General features: G+C 59.9%; 17 protein-coding genes. All 17 read left to right on the forward strand.

Translation table 11 applies throughout. The features are described 5' to 3' along the window. Position 1 precedes the first annotated feature (1 nt). The 17 genes from fabG (at position 2) to BLT55_RS04045 (ending at position 16,239) form a co-directional block, all read left to right on the forward strand. Positions 2 to 745 carry a 3-oxoacyl-ACP reductase FabG gene (gene fabG / locus BLT55_RS03965; protein WP_054999513.1) on the forward strand — a complete coding sequence of 248 codons (744 nt, stop codon included), beginning with the start codon at positions 2 to 4 and terminating at the stop codon, positions 743 to 745. Positions 746 to 936: 191 nt separating this feature from the next. Continuing rightward, positions 937 to 1,173 (forward strand): acyl carrier protein, encoded by a 237-nt coding sequence (gene acpP, locus BLT55_RS03970; protein ID WP_007253394.1) that lies wholly within the window; start codon positions 937 to 939, stop codon positions 1,171 to 1,173. Between the two features lie 113 nt (positions 1,174 to 1,286). Next, positions 1,287 to 2,531: a beta-ketoacyl-ACP synthase II gene (fabF, locus tag BLT55_RS03975; RefSeq protein ID WP_054999514.1), complete on the forward strand. Its 1,245-nt coding sequence runs from the start codon at positions 1,287 to 1,289 to the stop codon at positions 2,529 to 2,531. After that, positions 2,531 to 3,346 (forward strand): aminodeoxychorismate lyase, encoded by an 816-nt coding sequence (gene pabC, locus BLT55_RS03980; protein ID WP_054999515.1) that lies wholly within the window; start codon positions 2,531 to 2,533, stop codon positions 3,344 to 3,346. Before fabF ends, pabC begins: the two co-directional genes overlap by 1 nt. Positions 3,347 to 3,349: 3 nt before the next feature. Further along, on the forward strand, positions 3,350 to 4,477 hold the full coding sequence (gene mltG / locus BLT55_RS03985) for an endolytic transglycosylase MltG (RefSeq protein ID WP_054999516.1): 1,128 nt from the start codon (positions 3,350 to 3,352) through the stop codon (positions 4,475 to 4,477). A gap of 19 nt (positions 4,478 to 4,496) precedes the next feature. After that, the gene (gene tmk / locus BLT55_RS03990) at positions 4,497 to 5,129 is read left to right on the forward strand and encodes a dTMP kinase (protein ID WP_054999517.1); all 633 of its coding nucleotides are present in this window, start codon (positions 4,497 to 4,499) and stop codon (positions 5,127 to 5,129) included. Further along, on the forward strand, positions 5,122 to 6,108 hold the full coding sequence (locus tag BLT55_RS03995; RefSeq protein WP_054999518.1) for a DNA polymerase III subunit delta': 987 nt from the start codon (positions 5,122 to 5,124) through the stop codon (positions 6,106 to 6,108). Before tmk ends, BLT55_RS03995 begins: the two co-directional genes overlap by 8 nt. A 50-nt stretch (positions 6,109 to 6,158) precedes the next feature. Beyond that, on the forward strand, positions 6,159 to 6,515 hold the full coding sequence (locus BLT55_RS04000; RefSeq protein ID WP_054999519.1) for a PilZ domain-containing protein: 357 nt from the start codon (positions 6,159 to 6,161) through the stop codon (positions 6,513 to 6,515). A 14-nt stretch (positions 6,516 to 6,529) separates the two neighbouring features. Further along, complete coding sequence (locus BLT55_RS04005) at positions 6,530 to 7,315, forward strand: TatD family hydrolase (protein ID WP_054999520.1); 786 nt, start codon at positions 6,530 to 6,532, stop codon at positions 7,313 to 7,315. A 517-nt stretch (positions 7,316 to 7,832) separates the two neighbouring features. After that, a complete protein-coding gene (locus BLT55_RS04010; RefSeq protein ID WP_054999521.1) occupies positions 7,833 to 8,483 on the forward strand; it encodes a LysE family translocator in 651 nt (216 codons plus the stop codon). Positions 8,484 to 8,559: 76 nt separating this feature from the next. Further along, positions 8,560 to 9,222, forward strand: coding sequence for a TetR/AcrR family transcriptional regulator (locus tag BLT55_RS04015; protein ID WP_007253385.1), 663 nt, complete (start codon positions 8,560 to 8,562; stop codon positions 9,220 to 9,222). A gap of 122 nt (positions 9,223 to 9,344) precedes the next feature. Then, positions 9,345 to 9,947 carry a DUF4823 domain-containing protein gene (locus BLT55_RS04020; RefSeq protein WP_054999528.1) on the forward strand — a complete coding sequence of 201 codons (603 nt, stop codon included), beginning with the start codon at positions 9,345 to 9,347 and terminating at the stop codon, positions 9,945 to 9,947. 42 nt (positions 9,948 to 9,989) lie between these two features. Next, positions 9,990 to 10,550 carry a DUF1285 domain-containing protein gene (locus BLT55_RS04025; protein ID WP_054999522.1) on the forward strand — a complete coding sequence of 187 codons (561 nt, stop codon included), beginning with the start codon at positions 9,990 to 9,992 and terminating at the stop codon, positions 10,548 to 10,550. Between the two features lie 85 nt (positions 10,551 to 10,635). Further along, complete coding sequence (locus tag BLT55_RS04030; protein WP_054999523.1) at positions 10,636 to 11,649, forward strand: aspartate-semialdehyde dehydrogenase; 1,014 nt, start codon at positions 10,636 to 10,638, stop codon at positions 11,647 to 11,649. A gap of 109 nt (positions 11,650 to 11,758) precedes the next feature. Beyond that, complete coding sequence (locus BLT55_RS04035) at positions 11,759 to 14,569, forward strand: motility hub landmark protein FimV (protein WP_054999524.1); 2,811 nt, start codon at positions 11,759 to 11,761, stop codon at positions 14,567 to 14,569. 163 nt (positions 14,570 to 14,732) lie between these two features. After that, positions 14,733 to 15,557, forward strand: a complete 825-nt coding sequence (gene truA / locus BLT55_RS04040; RefSeq protein ID WP_007253379.1) for a tRNA pseudouridine(38-40) synthase TruA — start codon at positions 14,733 to 14,735, stop codon at positions 15,555 to 15,557. Between the two features lie 61 nt (positions 15,558 to 15,618). Further along, entirely contained in the window at positions 15,619 to 16,239 is a 621-nt protein-coding gene (locus BLT55_RS04045) for a phosphoribosylanthranilate isomerase (RefSeq protein ID WP_054999525.1), read from the forward strand. The last annotated feature ends 2 nt before the right edge of the window (positions 16,240 to 16,241 follow it).

A 16,241-nucleotide genomic window follows, 5' to 3' on the forward strand; every position in this document is an offset into this window, starting at 1 on the left:
CATGAGCCTTCAAGGTAAAGTTGCACTGGTGACCGGAGCCAGTCGTGGTATTGGCCAGGCCATTGCCCTGGAACTGGGACGCAACGGTGCTGTTGTCGTGGGTACTGCGACTTCCGAGTCCGGCGCCGAGCGCATCAGCGCGACGTTCAAGGAAAACGGCATCGAAGGCTTTGGCCTGATGCTCGATGTGTGCGACGCCGCATCGGTCAATTCGGTGCTGTCGACCATTCAGGAGCGTGTCGGTGCGCCGTTGATTCTCGTCAATAATGCTGGTATCACTCGTGATAACCTGATGATGCGTATGAAAGATGACGAATGGTATGACGTCGTCAACACCAATCTGAACAGCCTTTTCCGTCTTTCGAAAGGTGTTCTGCGGGGCATGACCAAGGCTCGTTGGGGGCGTATCATCAGCATTGGTTCGGTTGTGGGTGCCATGGGCAACGCCGGTCAAGTAAACTATGCTTCCGCGAAAGCCGGGCTGGAAGGTTTCAGCCGGGCTCTGGCCCGAGAATTGGGTTCGCGTGCGGTGACCGTGAATTCGGTGGCACCGGGTTTCATTGATACTGATATGACACGTGAGTTGCCAGAGGCTCAGCGAGAGTCCCTGATAACCCAGATTCCCCTAGGGCGTCTGGGGCAGGCTGAAGAGATCGCTCATGTGGTCGCTTTTCTTGCTTCAGAAGGCGCAGGTTACGTTACGGGGGCGACAATTCCCGTCAACGGCGGCATGTACATGAGCTGATGTGACGAACTGTTTCAAAAAAATGTCATACGAGCTGTCTAAAATCCGTTATAAAGCTGCAATCTATGAATGGGCGAAGGTGCGGTTGGGCATAAGATGAGAGCGTTAAGCTTGAAATTCGCAAAACCTCTTCTATACACTTACCCACTGGCCAGAAGCCTGAACATTTCCACTAGGAGTTAAAACTAGGTATGAGCACCATCGAAGAGCGCGTCAAGAAAATCGTTGCCGAGCAACTTGGCGTCAAACAAGAAGAGGTTGTCAACACTGCTTCTTTCGTTGAAGACCTGGGCGCTGACTCCTTGGACACCGTTGAGCTGGTAATGGCTCTGGAAGAGGAATTCGAGACCGAAATCCCTGACGAAGAAGCGGAAAAGATCACGACCGTTCAAGCAGCAATCGATTACGTCACTGCCCATCAGGCATAAGATTTGTAATCGCACCTGCTGTCACGGGAAAACCGCACTGCTTTAACCGGCGTGCGGTTTTTTCTTTAAAAAACGCTGTGATTGTTCCGTTAACAAGAGAGAAGGAGAGTCCTGTGTCGCGTAGACGCGTCGTGGTCACCGGGATGGGCATGCTTTCGCCACTGGGCACTGATGTGCACAGCAGTTGGCAAGGTATTCTGGCGGGCCGCAGTGGCATTGGCCTTATCGAGCACACGGACTTGTCAGCCTTCACGACCCGTTTCGGCGGTTCGGTCAAGGGATTCAACGTCGAAGAGTACCTGGCGCCCAAAGAGGCACGCCGGCTCGATCTCTTTATCCAGTATGGCCTTGCGGCCAGCTTTCAGGCGGTGCGTAACGCCGGCCTTGAAGTCACGGATGCAAACCGCGAGCGCATTGGCGTTGCCATGGGTTCGGGCATCGGTGGTCTGACCAATATCGAAAACAGCAGCCGTCTGCTGCACGAGCAGGGCCCGGGACGGATTTCTCCGTTCTTCGTACCTGGCTCGATCATCAACATGATTTCCGGCTTTCTGTCCATCCATCTGGGTGCACAGGGGCCTAACTACGCCATCGCGACAGCCTGCACCACGGCAACGCACTGCATCGGCATGGCGGCACGCAACATTGCCTATGACGAGGCTGACGTGATGATCGCTGGCGGTGCCGAAATGGCAGCCTGTGGTCTGGGTCTTGGCGGCTTTGGCGCAGCGCGTGCGCTGTCCACCCGCAACGACGATCCGGCGCGCGCCAGTCGCCCGTGGGACAAGGGCCGTGACGGCTTCGTCCTGTCCGATGGGGCTGGCGCCATGGTCCTCGAAGAACTCGAGCACGCCAAGGCGCGTGGCGCGACGATCTACGCCGAACTGGTCGGCTTCGGCATGAGCGGCGATGCTTACCACATGACTTCGCCGCCGGATGACGGTGCCGGGGCCGCGCGTTGTATCGTCAACGCGTTGCGCGACGCCAAAGTCAATCCCGAGCAGGTGCACTACATCAACGCGCACGGCACCTCGACGCTGGCGGGCGATCTGGCCGAGGCCTCGGCCATCAAATCGGTATTTGGCGATCACGCCTACAGGCTGCCAGTCAGCTCGACCAAGTCGATGACCGGTCATCTGCTGGGTGCTGCCGGTGCTGTCGAAGCGATTTTCAGCGTGCTGGCAATGGTCGACAAGGTCGCGCCGCCGACTATCAACCTGGACGAACCGGACGAAGGCTGTGACCTGGACTTCGTACCGCATGAAGCGCGCCAGATGCCGATCGATGTCGTGCTGTCGAACTCATTCGGGTTCGGTGGCACCAATGGCTCGCTGGTGTTCCGCCGGTTCGCCGAGTAATGCCCTGTTGGGTGGATGGCTCTCCTGCAGACTCCCTGTCTGTAAAGGATCGCGGGCTGGCCTACGGTGACGGACTGTTCGAAACCGTCGCCGTCAGGGCCGGGCAGCCGGTGCTTCTGGAGCGGCACCTGCAGCGTCTCGAGCGCGGCTGCCAGCAACTGAAGATCACGATCGACCCTGTGCAGGTTCGTGCTGAAATGACCCGCTTTGCCGCTGAACTGGGTGAGGGGGTCATGAAGCTGTTGATCACCCGTGGCGACAGCCAGCGCGGTTATGCGCCAGCTCCCGATACACACCCGCGGCGGATCCTGCAGGGCAGTCCGGCACCCGCTTATCCCGCTGCCCATGCCGAACAGGGTGTTCACCTGTTTGCCTGCCAGACCCGTCTGGCCGAGCAGCCGCTGCTAGCCGGGCTCAAGCATCTGAATCGTCTGGAGCAAGTGTTGGCGCGTTCCGAATGGAGCAACAGCGATCACGCCGAAGGGCTGATGCGTGACACGTCCGGTCGTCTGATCGAAGGGGTCTACAGCAATCTGTTTCTGGTCACGCATGGCCGTTTGCTGACCGCCGACCTCAGCCGTTGCGGGGTGGCAGGCGTCATGCGGGCCGAACTTCTGGATCAGGCCCTCGCTCTGGGTATGGCGGTCGACATTCGTGACGTGCATCTCTCCGATCTTGAAGCGGCGGACGAGGTGTTTTTGTGCAACAGCGTTTATGGCGTCTGGCCAGTTCGCGGCTTTGCGGCACTGAACTGGCCGGTTGGTCCGTTGACCCGTAAACTGCAAGGCATCGCTCGCGCCCTTCTGGATATCTGATTCGTGATCCGAAAACTATTGCTGTTGCTGGAAACCGGCATTGTAGTTGCTGGCCTGCTACTCGGCTTTGCGTTCTGGCAGCAGAACGAAGCCTTGAACCAGCCGCTTGAAGTGGCTCAGGAGCAGTTGCTGGACGTACCGGCCGGCTCGACGCCGACCAGCATGCTCAATCGTCTGCAGGCCGATGGCGTGATCAAGGACGCTTTCTGGCTGCGTCTCTACTGGCGTTTCAATCTGGCCAGTCAGCCGCTGCACAGCGGTGAGTACCGCATGGTGCCAGGCATGAACGTAAAAGGCCTGTTCGACGTCTGGAAACGCAGGGAAGTCGTGCAATACAGCCTGACACTGGTCGAAGGCTGGAATTTTCGCCAGGTTCGCGCCGCCCTGGCCAAACAGGCCAAGCTCGAACAGACCCTGACAGGCCTGTCCGATAGCGAACTGATGGCGAAAATCGGCCATCCCGATGTCTTTCCCGAAGGCCGCTTCTTCCCTGACACCTATCGTTACGTGCGCGGGATGAGTGATGTCGAGCTGCTCAAACAGGCCTACAGCCGTCTGGAAGAGGTGCTGGATGAAGAGTGGAATGCCAGGTCGCCAGAGGCGCCGTACTCCAATCCTTATCAGGCGCTGATCATGGCCTCGCTGGTTGAAAAGGAGACCGGCGTGCCACAGGAACGTGGCCAGATTGCCGGCGTCTTCGTGCGTCGCCTGAAACTGGGCATGCAGTTGCAGACCGATCCGACCGTGATTTACGGCATGGGTGAGCGCTACAACGGCAAGTTGACCCGGGCCAATCTCAAAGAAGCCACGCCTTACAATACCTACGTGATCGCCGGGATGCCGCCGACACCGATTTCGCTGGTAGGGCGCGAGGCGATTCATGCCGCGCTCAATCCGGTGGCCGGCAGCAGTCTGTATTTCGTCGCGAAGGGTGACGGCAGTCACGTGTTTTCCGACGATCTGGACGCGCATAATGCAGCCGTGCGCGAGTATCAGATCAAGCGCCGCGCAGATTATCGATCCAGCCCGGCACCTGCGGCTGCGCCAGCGCCCGACGCCGAGGCGACGCCTGCAGAACAACCACCCGCGACTGCCCCGGATGCCCAGCCGTCCGAGCCGAATGCGCAATGATGACGATTAAGGATTGCCTGTGACTGGCCTGTTTATCACCCTCGAAGGCCCGGAAGGTGCTGGCAAAAGTACCAACCGCGACTACCTTGCCGCCAGGTTGCGTGCGCAGGGTGTGGAAGTCTTGCTGACCCGCGAACCGGGCGGCACGCCGCTGGCCGAGCGTGTCCGCGAGCTGTTGCTGGCCCCGAGTGACGAAGCCATGAGCGCCGACACCGAGCTGCTGCTGGTATTCGCCGCTCGCGCGCAACACTTGGCCGAGGTCATTCGTCCGGCGTTGGCGCGTGGCGAAGTGGTGCTGTGTGATCGTTTTACCGATGCCACTTACGCCTATCAGGGCGGCGGCCGTGGTTTACCCCACGAGCGCATTGCCGCGCTGGAGCAATTCGTTCAGGGCGATCTGCGCCCCGATCTGACGCTGGTCTTTGATCTGCCGGTGGAAATCGGCCTGTCGCGGGCTGCGGCGAGGGGCCGTCTGGATCGCTTCGAGCAGGAAGGGCGAGCGTTTTTCAATGCCGTTCGCACAACCTATCTGGACCGCGCCAAGGCCGAGCCTGCGCGTTATCGTCTGGTGGATGCCTCGCAGACGCTGGCGCAGGTCCAGGCATCGCTCGACACGTTGCTGCCTCAGTTGCTGGAGCTGCAACGTGGCTGAAGCCTACCCGTGGCAGGCGTCGCTTTGGGAGCAGATGGCCGGTCGTGCCCAGCATGCTCACGCCTATCTTTTGCATGGTCCGGCCGGTATTGGCAAGCGCGCGCTGGCCGAGCGGCTGATGGCCAGTCTGCTGTGCAAAAAGCCCGCCGGGCTGGACGCCTGCGGTCAGTGCAAGTCTTGCCTGTTGCTGCTGGCGGGCAGCCATCCGGACAATTACGTGCTGGAGCCGGAGGAAGCGGACAAGCCGATCAAGGTCGATCAAGTCCGCGATCTGGTCAGTTTCGTGGTGCAGACCGCGCAAATGGGCGGTCGCAAGGTCGTGCTCGTCGAGCCGGTGGAGGCCATGAATGTCAACGCGGCCAACGCCTTGCTGAAAAGTCTTGAAGAGCCGTCGGGCAGCACCGTGCTGTTGCTTGTCAGCCATCAGCCGAGCTGCCTGCTGCCGACCGTCAAAAGCCGTTGCGTGCAGCAGGCCTGCCCGCTGCCCGGTGAGCAGATGAGCCTGGACTGGCTGGGCAGCGCCTTGCCTGACTGCACGGCGGAGGAGCGCATCGAATTATTGACCCTGGCCGCCGGTTCGCCGCTGGCCGCCGTTTCATTGCACGCCCAGGGTGTTCGCGAGCAGCGCGCGCTGGTGGTCGACGGCGTCAAAAAGCTGCTCAAACAGCAGCAATCGGCAACCCAGTTGGCTGAAGGCTGGAAAGACATTCCGCTGTTGTTGCTGTTCGACTGGTTCTGCGACTGGTCGCACTTGATTCTGCGCTATCAGATGACCCAGGACGAAGAAGGCCTTGGTCTGCCTGACATGCGCAAGGTGGTGCAGTATCTGGCGCAGAAATCCTCTCGCGGCAAGGTGCTGGAGATTCAGGACTGGGTACTCGCGCAACGCCAGAAAGTCATGTCTAAGGCCAACCTCAATCGGGTCTTGCTGCTTGAAGCGCTGCTGGTGCAGTGGGCAGGGCTGCCAGGACAGGCGTAGACTGCTTATTAACCCGACTGTGCATTATTCGGAAACGCTGAGGTGTTGTGATGAGTGAGCCGCTGAACACAGGTCCACGTAATGGCATCCTGTCCCTGACTATCAAGGACAAGTCGGTGCTGTGCGCGGCTTACATGCCATTCATCAGAAACGGCGGTCTGTTCATTCCCACCAGCAAAAGCTACAAGCTGGGCGATGAGGTGTTTATGCTGCTCAATCTGATGGACGAACCCGAGAAGGTTCCCGTCGCCGGTCGCGTGACCTGGATCACGCCGAAGGGCGCACAGGGCAACCGGACTGCCGGTGTCGGTGTGCAATTCAATGACGGCGATAACACCGCACGCAATCTGATCGAAACCCATCTGGTCGGCGCTCTCAAGTCCGATCGTCCCACCCATACGATGTAGTTGTAGTGTTGCCCATGCTTGTAGATTCCCACTGTCACCTCGATCGCCTTGACCTTACCCAGCACGATGGCTCTCTGGACGCTGCGCTTGAAGCCGCACGGAGTCGGGGCGTCGGGCATTTTCTGTGCATTGGCGTCAGCGCCGACAATGCGGGCGCAGTCAAGGCGGTCGCCGAGCGCCATGCCGATGTCGATTGCTCCGTAGGCATTCATCCGCTCGACGTCAAGCCGGGCGAGATGCCGCCGCTGGACTGGTTGCTCAAGGAACTGGATCACCCGCGTGTGGTGGCAATTGGCGAGACCGGTCTGGATTACCATTACGAGCCAGAAGCCGCCGAGTTGCAGCAGGCGTCGTTCCGGGTGCATCTGGAGGCCGCCAGAATCACCGAAAAGCCGGTGATCATCCACACCCGGGGCGCGCGCGCCGATACCCTGAGCCTTTTGCGTGAAGCAGCCTTGCCCTACGCAGGCGTGCTACATTGTTTCACCGAGGACTGGGACATGGCCAAGGCTGCACTGAACATGGGCTACTACATCTCGTTGTCCGGCATCGTGACCTTCCGCAACGCCGACGCTTTGCGTGACGTGGCCCGGCAGGTGCCTGCCGACCGCCTGCTGGTCGAAACCGACTCGCCGTACCTCGCGCCTATTCCTTATCGCGGCAAACCGAATCTGCCGCAATATGTGCGCGAGGTGGCCGAGTTTCTGGCGATGTTGCGCGGCGAGTCCTACGAGCGGTTCGCAGAGCAGACCACCACCAACTTTGCCCGTCTCTTTCCGCTGGCCCATTTGAAGCGCTAGGCTCTGTACGAAAAGTGGCTGCGCTCGGTGATGCTGCGTTAAAAACAGGCTCGTGCGCGAGTCCGATCGGAATGCTCATTTACAACACGTAGAGTCGAACGCGACCCCGGCCGTTCCTTGCCTTTTTGCCTTGCCTGACCTTCGCTCGCCGACTTTTCGTACAGAGCCTAGGCTGCGACCGTCAAATCCCAGGCAAAAAAAACCCGGATTCTGGGGGGGTGAAGCCGGGTTAAGACCATTAGGAGTAAAACAAAGGCACTCCATCCGTTGGTACCCTTACGGGCGCATCATTTGGGGGAATGAGGCACCAGCGCCTTAAGTATTGCCCAGGATGGCGTCTCGTCCAGTGTCTTATGTTCGTTTTTTAAACAGTTTTGGAATACTAAAACGCTTCTTGAGTCCTCGATAAGCTGATGAAAGCGAGGGCAACGCTGCGCGATGGTAAAAACATCATGGATTCCGGGCGCATAGCCATTTCAGGCGTGCGACGGTCATATGAATCGGAGCGAGGTTGCGGGTGGAATTTTCCAACGGTTTTTTGTTGAGCCTGTCGTTGTGCCTGGATATCGGTCTGGCCAATATCGCCATGATCACACTGTCCATGCAGCGCGGGTTCTCCAAAGGCCTGTGGCTGGGGCTTGGAACCTGCGTCGGCGATCTGGCCTACGCGATTCTGGCAATGCTTGGCATGGCCGTGCTGCTCCAGTATGAAACGGTTCGCTTTGTGCTCTGGCTGGGTGGTACGGCGGTGCTGGCATACTTTTGCTTCAAGATGCTGATGAGTGCAACCACCGTCAGCACCGGCATTGCCGGTCAGGATGCTCAATCGGGCGAGTCGGCGCCGAAGCTGTTTCTGCGCGGGATCTTTCTGGCGATGTCCTCGCCCAGCGCCATTCTCTGGTTCGCCGCAGTCGGGGGTGCGTTGATTGCCCGGCAAGGTTCGGATCTGGCCACTGCATCGATCTTCCTGGCGGGCTTCCTCGTAGCGGGCGTTGTCTGGTCGATTTCCATCTGCGCACTGGCCCACCAGGGTGGACGCTTCATGGGCGAGCGGATATTGCGCTGGTCCTACCTCGTGTCGGCGCTGATATTCGCGTATTTCACGCTGTATGTGGTGATTAGCGGATATATGGAGTTTGTCGCCGCCGCTCCAGTGCAAGTCGACTAATTCTGATGAACCGTGCAATTTAGCGCCGAATGGGCATAATAGCCCGCTTCGATTTCGATCTCTGACAGACCTTCTCATGCAGAAAGAACCTCGTAAGGTCCGTGAATTTCGCCGCCGTGAGCAGGAAATTCTCGACACCGCGCTAAAGCTGTTCCTGGAGCAAGGCGAAGACAGCGTCACCGTCGAGATGATCGCGGACGCCGTCGGCATTGGCAAAGGCACCATCTACAAGCACTTCAAGTCCAAGGCGGAAATCTACCTGCGCCTGATGCTCGACTACGAGCGGGATTTGAACGAGCTGCTGCACTCTGCCGATGTCGACAAGGACAAAGAGGCGCTGTCGCGTGCCTACTTCGAGTTCCGCATGCGTGATCCGCAGCGCTACCGCTTGTTCGACCGCCTGGAAGAGAAGGTGGTCAAGGGCAATCAGGTGCCCGAGCTGGTCGAAGAGCTGCACAAGATCCGCGCGTCCAACTTCGAACACCTCACCTTGCTGATCAAGGGGCGCATCACCGAAGGCAAGCTCGAAGACGTCCCGCCTTACTACCACTACTGCGCAGCCTGGGCGCTGGTGCACGGCGCGGTCGCGCTGTACCACTCGCCGTTCTGGAGCAACGTGCTGGAAGATCAGGAAGGTTTCTTCAACTTCCTCATGGACATCGGCGTGCGTATGGGCAACAAGCGCAAGCGCGACAGTGAGACCCCTGTCGAAAGCAAGCCTGACCCCGCCGGCACGTAACCCGCCAGGCCGGCCCTGAGCTTTGGCTCGAGGCTTTTGCTGCTGCCGCGTCGGAGATGGCGCGGAAGCTGCATCCGACGACCATTCGCCGGTTTTCCGTCACCGGCATCTGGGAGGGGATAATGCGTAGCCTGGTTCTGCTGCTCGCGCTGTTGGCGCTGAATGGCTGCATGAAAGTCAGTGATATGGGTGAAGGCGTTCGCGAGCAATTCAGCGATGCGGGTCTGCTCGACCATAGCAGTACCCGTCGTACCGCCAACTGGCGTGTACAGCCTGACTCATTCATCTACATCGCCCAGGGCGCTTTCGTACCTCCCGGCAAAGCCTATCCGCGTCCCAACGTCGTTGCCGACGAAGCCTTCAAAGGCTTCGTCGAGTACTTCCCGATGGTCCGCCGTGCGCCAGCGCCGATGGGGCTGGATGACGCAATGACCGAAGCGCGTAGCGCCGGCGCGCATTATCTGCTTTACACCCGTTTTGCCCGGGCCGACGACCGGATCAGTAACTGGGATCAATGGTCCGATCAGGAAGCGGTTGATCGACTGGGCGTCGACAGTGGTGTGATTCAACTGATGTTGATCGAGACCAGCACGCGCTACCTCATCGACAGCGCCCGCATTCGCAGCCGTGGCGGATTGCTGACGCTTTACGATACCAGCCCCGAAGATTTGCTAGGTCCGCCTCTTGAAGACTACGCTCGTACTCTACTGGGGGTAGAGCGCTAGAAACATCTGGCGTCGAGCCTTGAAAAATCTCAGGAGAGTGGAGTGACTGATTCAAGCAAGGCGGGCGATCTTTTTGCGCAGATTCCCAAAACCAAAGGGTTGCCGCCTGTTCATCTGTGGAATCCGGATTTTTGTGGCGATATCGATATGCGTATCGCCCGCGACGGCACCTGGTATTACCTGTGCACGCCGATCGGGCGCAAGCCGATGGTGCGGCTGTTCTCGACCATTATGCGGCGCGACGGTGACGATTACTTTCTGATCACGCCGGTCGAAAAAGTCGGCATCAAGGTGGATGACGCGCCCTTCGTGGTGGTCAGTCTCGACGTGCAAGGGGAGGGCGAGGGGCAAGTGCTGCGCTTTCTGACCAATGTGGAAGATCAGACGGAAGCCGGGCCGCAGCATCCGCTGCGGGTCGTGACGGACCCTGAGACTCAGGAGCCTGCGCCTTACGTTCTGGTGCGCAACAATCTTGAAGCGTTGATCCACCGTAACGTGTTCTATCAACTGGTCGAACTGGCGGTGGCCCGCGAGATCGACGGGCAGCGCTGGTTGGGCGTCTGGAGTCACGGAATGTTTTTCAAGATCGGTCTGGAGCCTTGAAATGCCCCGTGGTTGGCGCGCTTGAATTGCCTGCGGGCACTGCCGCGGTTAAAGTGCCGCTCCCTGATTTTCCTGAGGTTTTTGCATGAGCCAGTCCTTTGATATCGCCGTAGTCGGCGCAACCGGTACTGTCGGCGAAACCCTTGTCCAGGTTCTGGAGGAGCGCGATTTTCCTGTCGGCAATCTGCACTTGCTGGCGAGCATCGAATCCGCCGGCCACTCCGTGCCGTTTCGGGGCAAGAATGTACGCGTGCGTGAAGTCGACGAGTTCGATTTCAGCAAAGTCCGCCTGGCGTTTTTCGCTGCCGGCCCGGCGATCAGCCGCAGTTATGCAGAAAAAGCCGTGGCGGCGGGCTGTTCGGTCGTTGACCTGTCGGGCGCGTTCCCGGCCGGGCAAGCGGCCAATATCGTGCCGGAGATCAACGCAGCGTTGTTGAGCGCAAGCGGCGCTGGTGCGCATCTGGTGGCCAGCCCAAGTGCGGCGGCTACGGCGGTCGCCCTGGCGCTGGCTCCTTTGCGCGCCATGCTCGACCTGCACAGCGTATCGGTCACGGCGTGTCTGGCCATATCGGCATTGGGGCGCGAGGGGGTGAGCGAGCTGGCGCGGCAGACTACCGAACTGCTCAACGTGCGCCCGCTGGAAACCCGTTTCTTCGATCGACAGATGGCCTTTAACGTGCTGGCTCAGGTCGGCACGCCCGACGATTCCGGTCACCTACCGCTGGAACGGCGCCTGGTGGATGAGCTGCGCGAATTGTTGGCACAGCCATCGCTCAAGGTTTCCGCTACCTGCATTCAAGTGCCGGTGTTCTTCGGCGACAGTTTCACCGTTGCGTTGCGCACCACGGGGCCGGTCGATCTGGCTGCGGTCAATGCCGCGCTCGAGGCAGCACCCGGTCTGGAGCTGGTCGATGCGGGCGATTACCCGACGCCGGTTGGCGATGCGGTAGGCCAGGATGTGGTGTATGTCGGTCGCGTCCGGGGCGGAACCGATGATCCCGAGCAACTCAATCTGTGGCTGACGTCAGACAATGTGCGCAAAGGCGCAGCGCTCAATGCTGTGCAGGTTGGCGAATTGTTGATAAAAGGCTATGTGTAAAAGATACTTGGCAATAATTTGAACAATTGTTTTAGCGGCGACACGCCTTACACCCAAATGCAGGACTACCTCCCCGAATGTCGGGGAATCTTTAAACAAGGGATGGGCTATGGTTCAGGTTCGTAAACTGGTATTAGCAATCGCTGCGGCTTCAGCGCTGTCATCGGGTATGGCGCAGGCGCTGGGGCTCGGGGAATTGTCGGTCAAGTCGACCCTGAATCAGCCATTGGTAGCGGAAATCGAGTTGACCGAAGCGCAGGGGCTCAACGCGACGCAAGTCGTGCCCAGCCTGGCTACCACGGCCGACTTCGCTCAGGCGGGTGTCACGCGTCAGGCATTTCTTAACGACCTCACGTTCACTCCGGTGATCAACGCCAGCGGCAAGAGTGTCTTGCGGATCACCTCCAGCAAGCCGGTTCGCGAGCCCTACGTGAAATTTCTGGTTCAGGTGCTGTGGCCAAATGGCCGCTTGTTGCGTGAGTACAGTCTGCTGCTCGATCCGCCGAAGTTTTCGCCAGAGGCAGCTGCCGCCGCGGCGGCTCCTGCTCCTGCGCCGGCTGCCGCTCCCGCAGCACCTGCCCAATTGGCAGCGGTAGCGCCACCGGTCGAGGCCGCAGCACCTGAAGCGCCTGCTCCGGCAGCGCCTGCCGGCTCAACCGCACTGCCGCCGCCCACAGCAGATAAACCGGCGCAATACGTCACTGCCAATAACGACACCTTGTGGGAAATTGCCGCGAAGGTGCGTACTGCCGGAACAGTCCAGCAGACCATGCTGGCGATCCAGGCGCTGAACCCGGATGCATTCATCGGCGGCAACATCAACCGCCTGAAGAAAGGCCAGGTGCTGCGCTTGCCGACGCCTCAACAGACCACTGCACTGCCGCAACCGCAGGCCGTTACCGAAGTTTCCCGCCAGTACACCGAGTGGCGCGGCGGCCGTCGTTCGCCTGCAACCGGCACACGACAAGTCGACGCGACCCGCCGTGATCGTGCAGGTGCAGCGCCGTCTCGCGTCGACACCCCGGACAACCTCAGTCTGGTGTCGGCCAGCGGTAAACCCGCAGCCAAAGGTGTGACGGGTGACAGCGATCTCGGTAACAAGCTGGCGGTCACTCAGGAAGCCCTCGATACCACGCGTCGTGACAATGCCGAGCTGAAAAGCCGCATGAACGACCTGCAAAGCCAGCTCGACAAGTTGCAGCGGCTGATCGAGCTGAAAAACGGTCAGTTGGCCAAAATGCAGGCCGCTGGCGCCGCCGTGCCGCCTGCTGCCGCGACGCCTGACGCAACCACGCCGACGAACGCGGCGGTACCTGCGTCGCTGGTCGATGCCAATGGCGCCCCGGTCAAACCGGCAGGTGAAGTCGCTCCCGAAGATGCCTTGCCGGCAGGTGCCGCTCAGGTTGCGACGCCTGCGGCAGATCAGCCGTTGGCCGTCGAGCCGGTTGCAGTACCCGAAGAAGATGACTCGCTGCAGAAGATCCTCGATAACCCGGTTCTGCTGGGGCTCATCGGTGGCGCAGTGTTGCTGATTCTGGCCTTGTTGCTGTTGTTTCTTGCCCGTCGCCGTGCGGCAAAGGCCGAAGCCGAGAAACACAAGCGCATGGCGCGGGCGCTGGCTGAAGAGTCCGATTTTGTCTCCGACATGGATCTGGATACGCCGCAGGCCAGTTTCGACGGGCTTGACGTGCCGCCGCCGAATGTCCGTATGGGGGCTGCCGGTGCGGCAGCCGCAGCAGCGACGCGTGAACGTCAGGCTGATCCTCTGGTGCAGGCCGAGATTCATATCGCTTACGGGCGCATGAATCAGGCGGTCGAGCTGCTTGAGGAAGCTGTTCAGGAAGATCCGAAGCGCGATGACATTCGCCTCAAGCTGATGGAAATCTACGCTGAACAGGGCAATAACAAAGCCTACGCCGCCCACGAGCGCAAGCTGGTGGCTGCGGGAAAGCCTGAAGCTGAGGTCGAGCAGCTAGAAGAACGTCACTCGACCCTGAAGCCTGCGGCGCCGCTGGCTTCTGAACCTGTCTCGACGCCATCGGCGGCGCCTGCCGTCGCGGCTGCGGCTGCGGCGGCCAGTGCTGCGGCGTTGGCTGCCGAGCTTGATGCCAAATACGTCGAAGAGTTGCTGGCGGACAACGACAATCCCGATGAGCCTGCGGAACAGGCTGCTGTGCCTGCGCCGGAGCCGGTCGCGATGCCTAAGCCGGATGAGTTCGATCATGATTTTGACTTGAGCCTGGATGAGTTCGAAGAAGCATCCACGCCTGAAGTCTCGACCGTGAACGATCTTGATGACCTTACGCTCGATGAGCCAAAACCCGACACACCGCAAGCAGCTGCTGTGCCCGACGACGAAGCGCTGACATTTGAGTCGATCATGCAGCAGCAGGAAGAGGCCCGCGCTGCGACGTCGACTGAAGAACTGGCCGACTTCGACCTGGATTTGTCCGAAGAAGACCCGGCACTGAAAAACGAAGACGACTTCTTGCTGGGCCTTGGCGATGACTCGCTTGATCTGGGCAAGACCACGCCACCGCCGGTCAGTGACGATCTGGAGCTGCCGGAAGATTTCGACCTGTCGCTGGCTGACGAGATTGAAACCGATCAGGCAAGCCAGGCGTTCGCCAGCGAAATCGATGACGTCAATGCCGAGCTGGACCGTCTTGCGCAAAAACTTGAGCATCCGCCGCTCGATGAGCCAAGGTTTACCGCCGAGGACGCAGCAGCCCTGGATGACGAGCCTGACTTCGACTTCATGTCCGGTACTGACGAGGCGGCGACCAAGCTTGATCTGGCGCGCGCCTACATTGACATGGGCGATGCCGACGGGGCGCGGGATATTCTCGACGAAGTGGTCACCGAGGGCGATGACGGCCAGAAGACCGAAGCGCGGGAGATGCTTTCGCGCCTGGTCTGACTCAAGCCTGCCAACCTGCCAACCTGCCAACCTGCCAACGGCCGCTTATGCGGCCGTTGGCCTTTCAATCTGGCGTGTTTTTTCTACGACCGTATAATGGCCGACTTTTCGCGAACCGACAGGCTCTTCCACATTGGCGAACATAGATAACCCGGCTGCCGAGATGGCGGCCGAGGGCTTTTCCCGAATCGCGCTGGGCGTGGAGTACAAAGGCTCGCGCTATTGCGGCTGGCAACGGCAGGCGTCCGGTGTGCTGACCGTGCAGGAAACCCTCGAAGACGCGCTTTCGAAAGTGGCGGCGTCGCCCGTCTCGCTGATGTGTGCCGGGCGTACCGATGCAGGCGTGCATGCCTGCGGGCAGGTGGTGCATTTCGATACTCAGGCAGAGCGTTCACTGAAAGCCTGGGTCATGGGCGCAAATATCAACCTGCCGCATGACATCAGCGTGAGCTGGGCGCGGGTCATGCCTGCGACCTTTCATGCGCGCTTCAAGGCCATCGCCCGTCGCTATCGCTATGTGATTTACAACGATCAGATCCGTCCGGCGCATCTGAATCAGGAAATCACCTGGAATCATCGTCCGCTGGACGTGGAGCGGATGGCGCAGGCCGCCGCGCATCTGGTGGGGACTCATGACTTCAGCGCCTTTCGCGCCGGTCAGTGCCAGGCCAAGTCACCGGTCAAACAATTGCATCACCTGCGCGTGACCCGTCACGGCAAGATGATTGTAATCGATGTTCGCGCCAATGCCTTCCTGCACCACATGGTGCGCAACATCGCTGGCGTTCTGATGACCATTGGTGCGGGTGAAAGGCCGGTCGAATGGGCGCGTGAGGTACTGGAGAGCAAGGTGCGGCGTACTGGCGGCGTGACAGCCCATCCTTACGGGCTGTATCTGGTTCAAGTGGAGTATCGCGACGAATTTCCACTGCCGGACCGCTACATTGGTCCGCATTTTCTTACGGGTTTTGCAGAACTTGACGGCTGACGACCTGAACAGCATTTGCTAACATCCGGGACTTTCCGCAAGGACTGAGGTTTTCCACCATATGTCAGCCGTTCGCAGCAAGATCTGCGGGATTACCCGCATAGAAGATGCTCTGGCCGCCGTCGAGGCGGGGGCTGACGCCATTGGGTTGGTGTTTTACCCCAAAAGCTCGCGGGCGGTGACGATCCAGCAGGCGCGCGCGATCATTGCTGCCTTGCCGCCGTTCGTGACCACCGTCGGCCTGTTCGTCAATGCCAGTCGCTGCGAACTCAACGAAACGCTGGAGGCTGTCGCGCTGGATCTGTTGCAGTTTCATGGCGATGAAACGCCAGAAGAATGTGACGGTTATCATCGCCCTTACATCAAGGCCTTGCGGGTCAAGGCGGGTGACGACATTGCCCAGGCCTGCCGCGCCTATCGCAATGCGCGGGGTGTGCTGCTCGACACCTATGTCGAAGGCTTCCCCGGCGGCACTGGCGAAACCTTTGACTGGGCGCTGATTCCGGACGATCTGGACAAACCGGTCATTCTGGCAGGCGGGCTGACCTCGGCCAACGTGGCTCAGGCCATTGCTCAGGTCCGGCCCTATGCGGTGGACGTCAGCGGCGGAGTGGAAAAGAGCAAGGGCATCAAGGATCGCGAAAAGATCCTCGCGTTCATGAGCACGGTGCAGGGCGTCTGATG

Origin of the sequence: Pseudomonas cannabina (assembly GCF_900100365.1) — a bacterium.
GTDB classification, from domain to species: Bacteria; Pseudomonadota; Gammaproteobacteria; order Pseudomonadales; family Pseudomonadaceae; genus Aquipseudomonas; species Aquipseudomonas cannabina.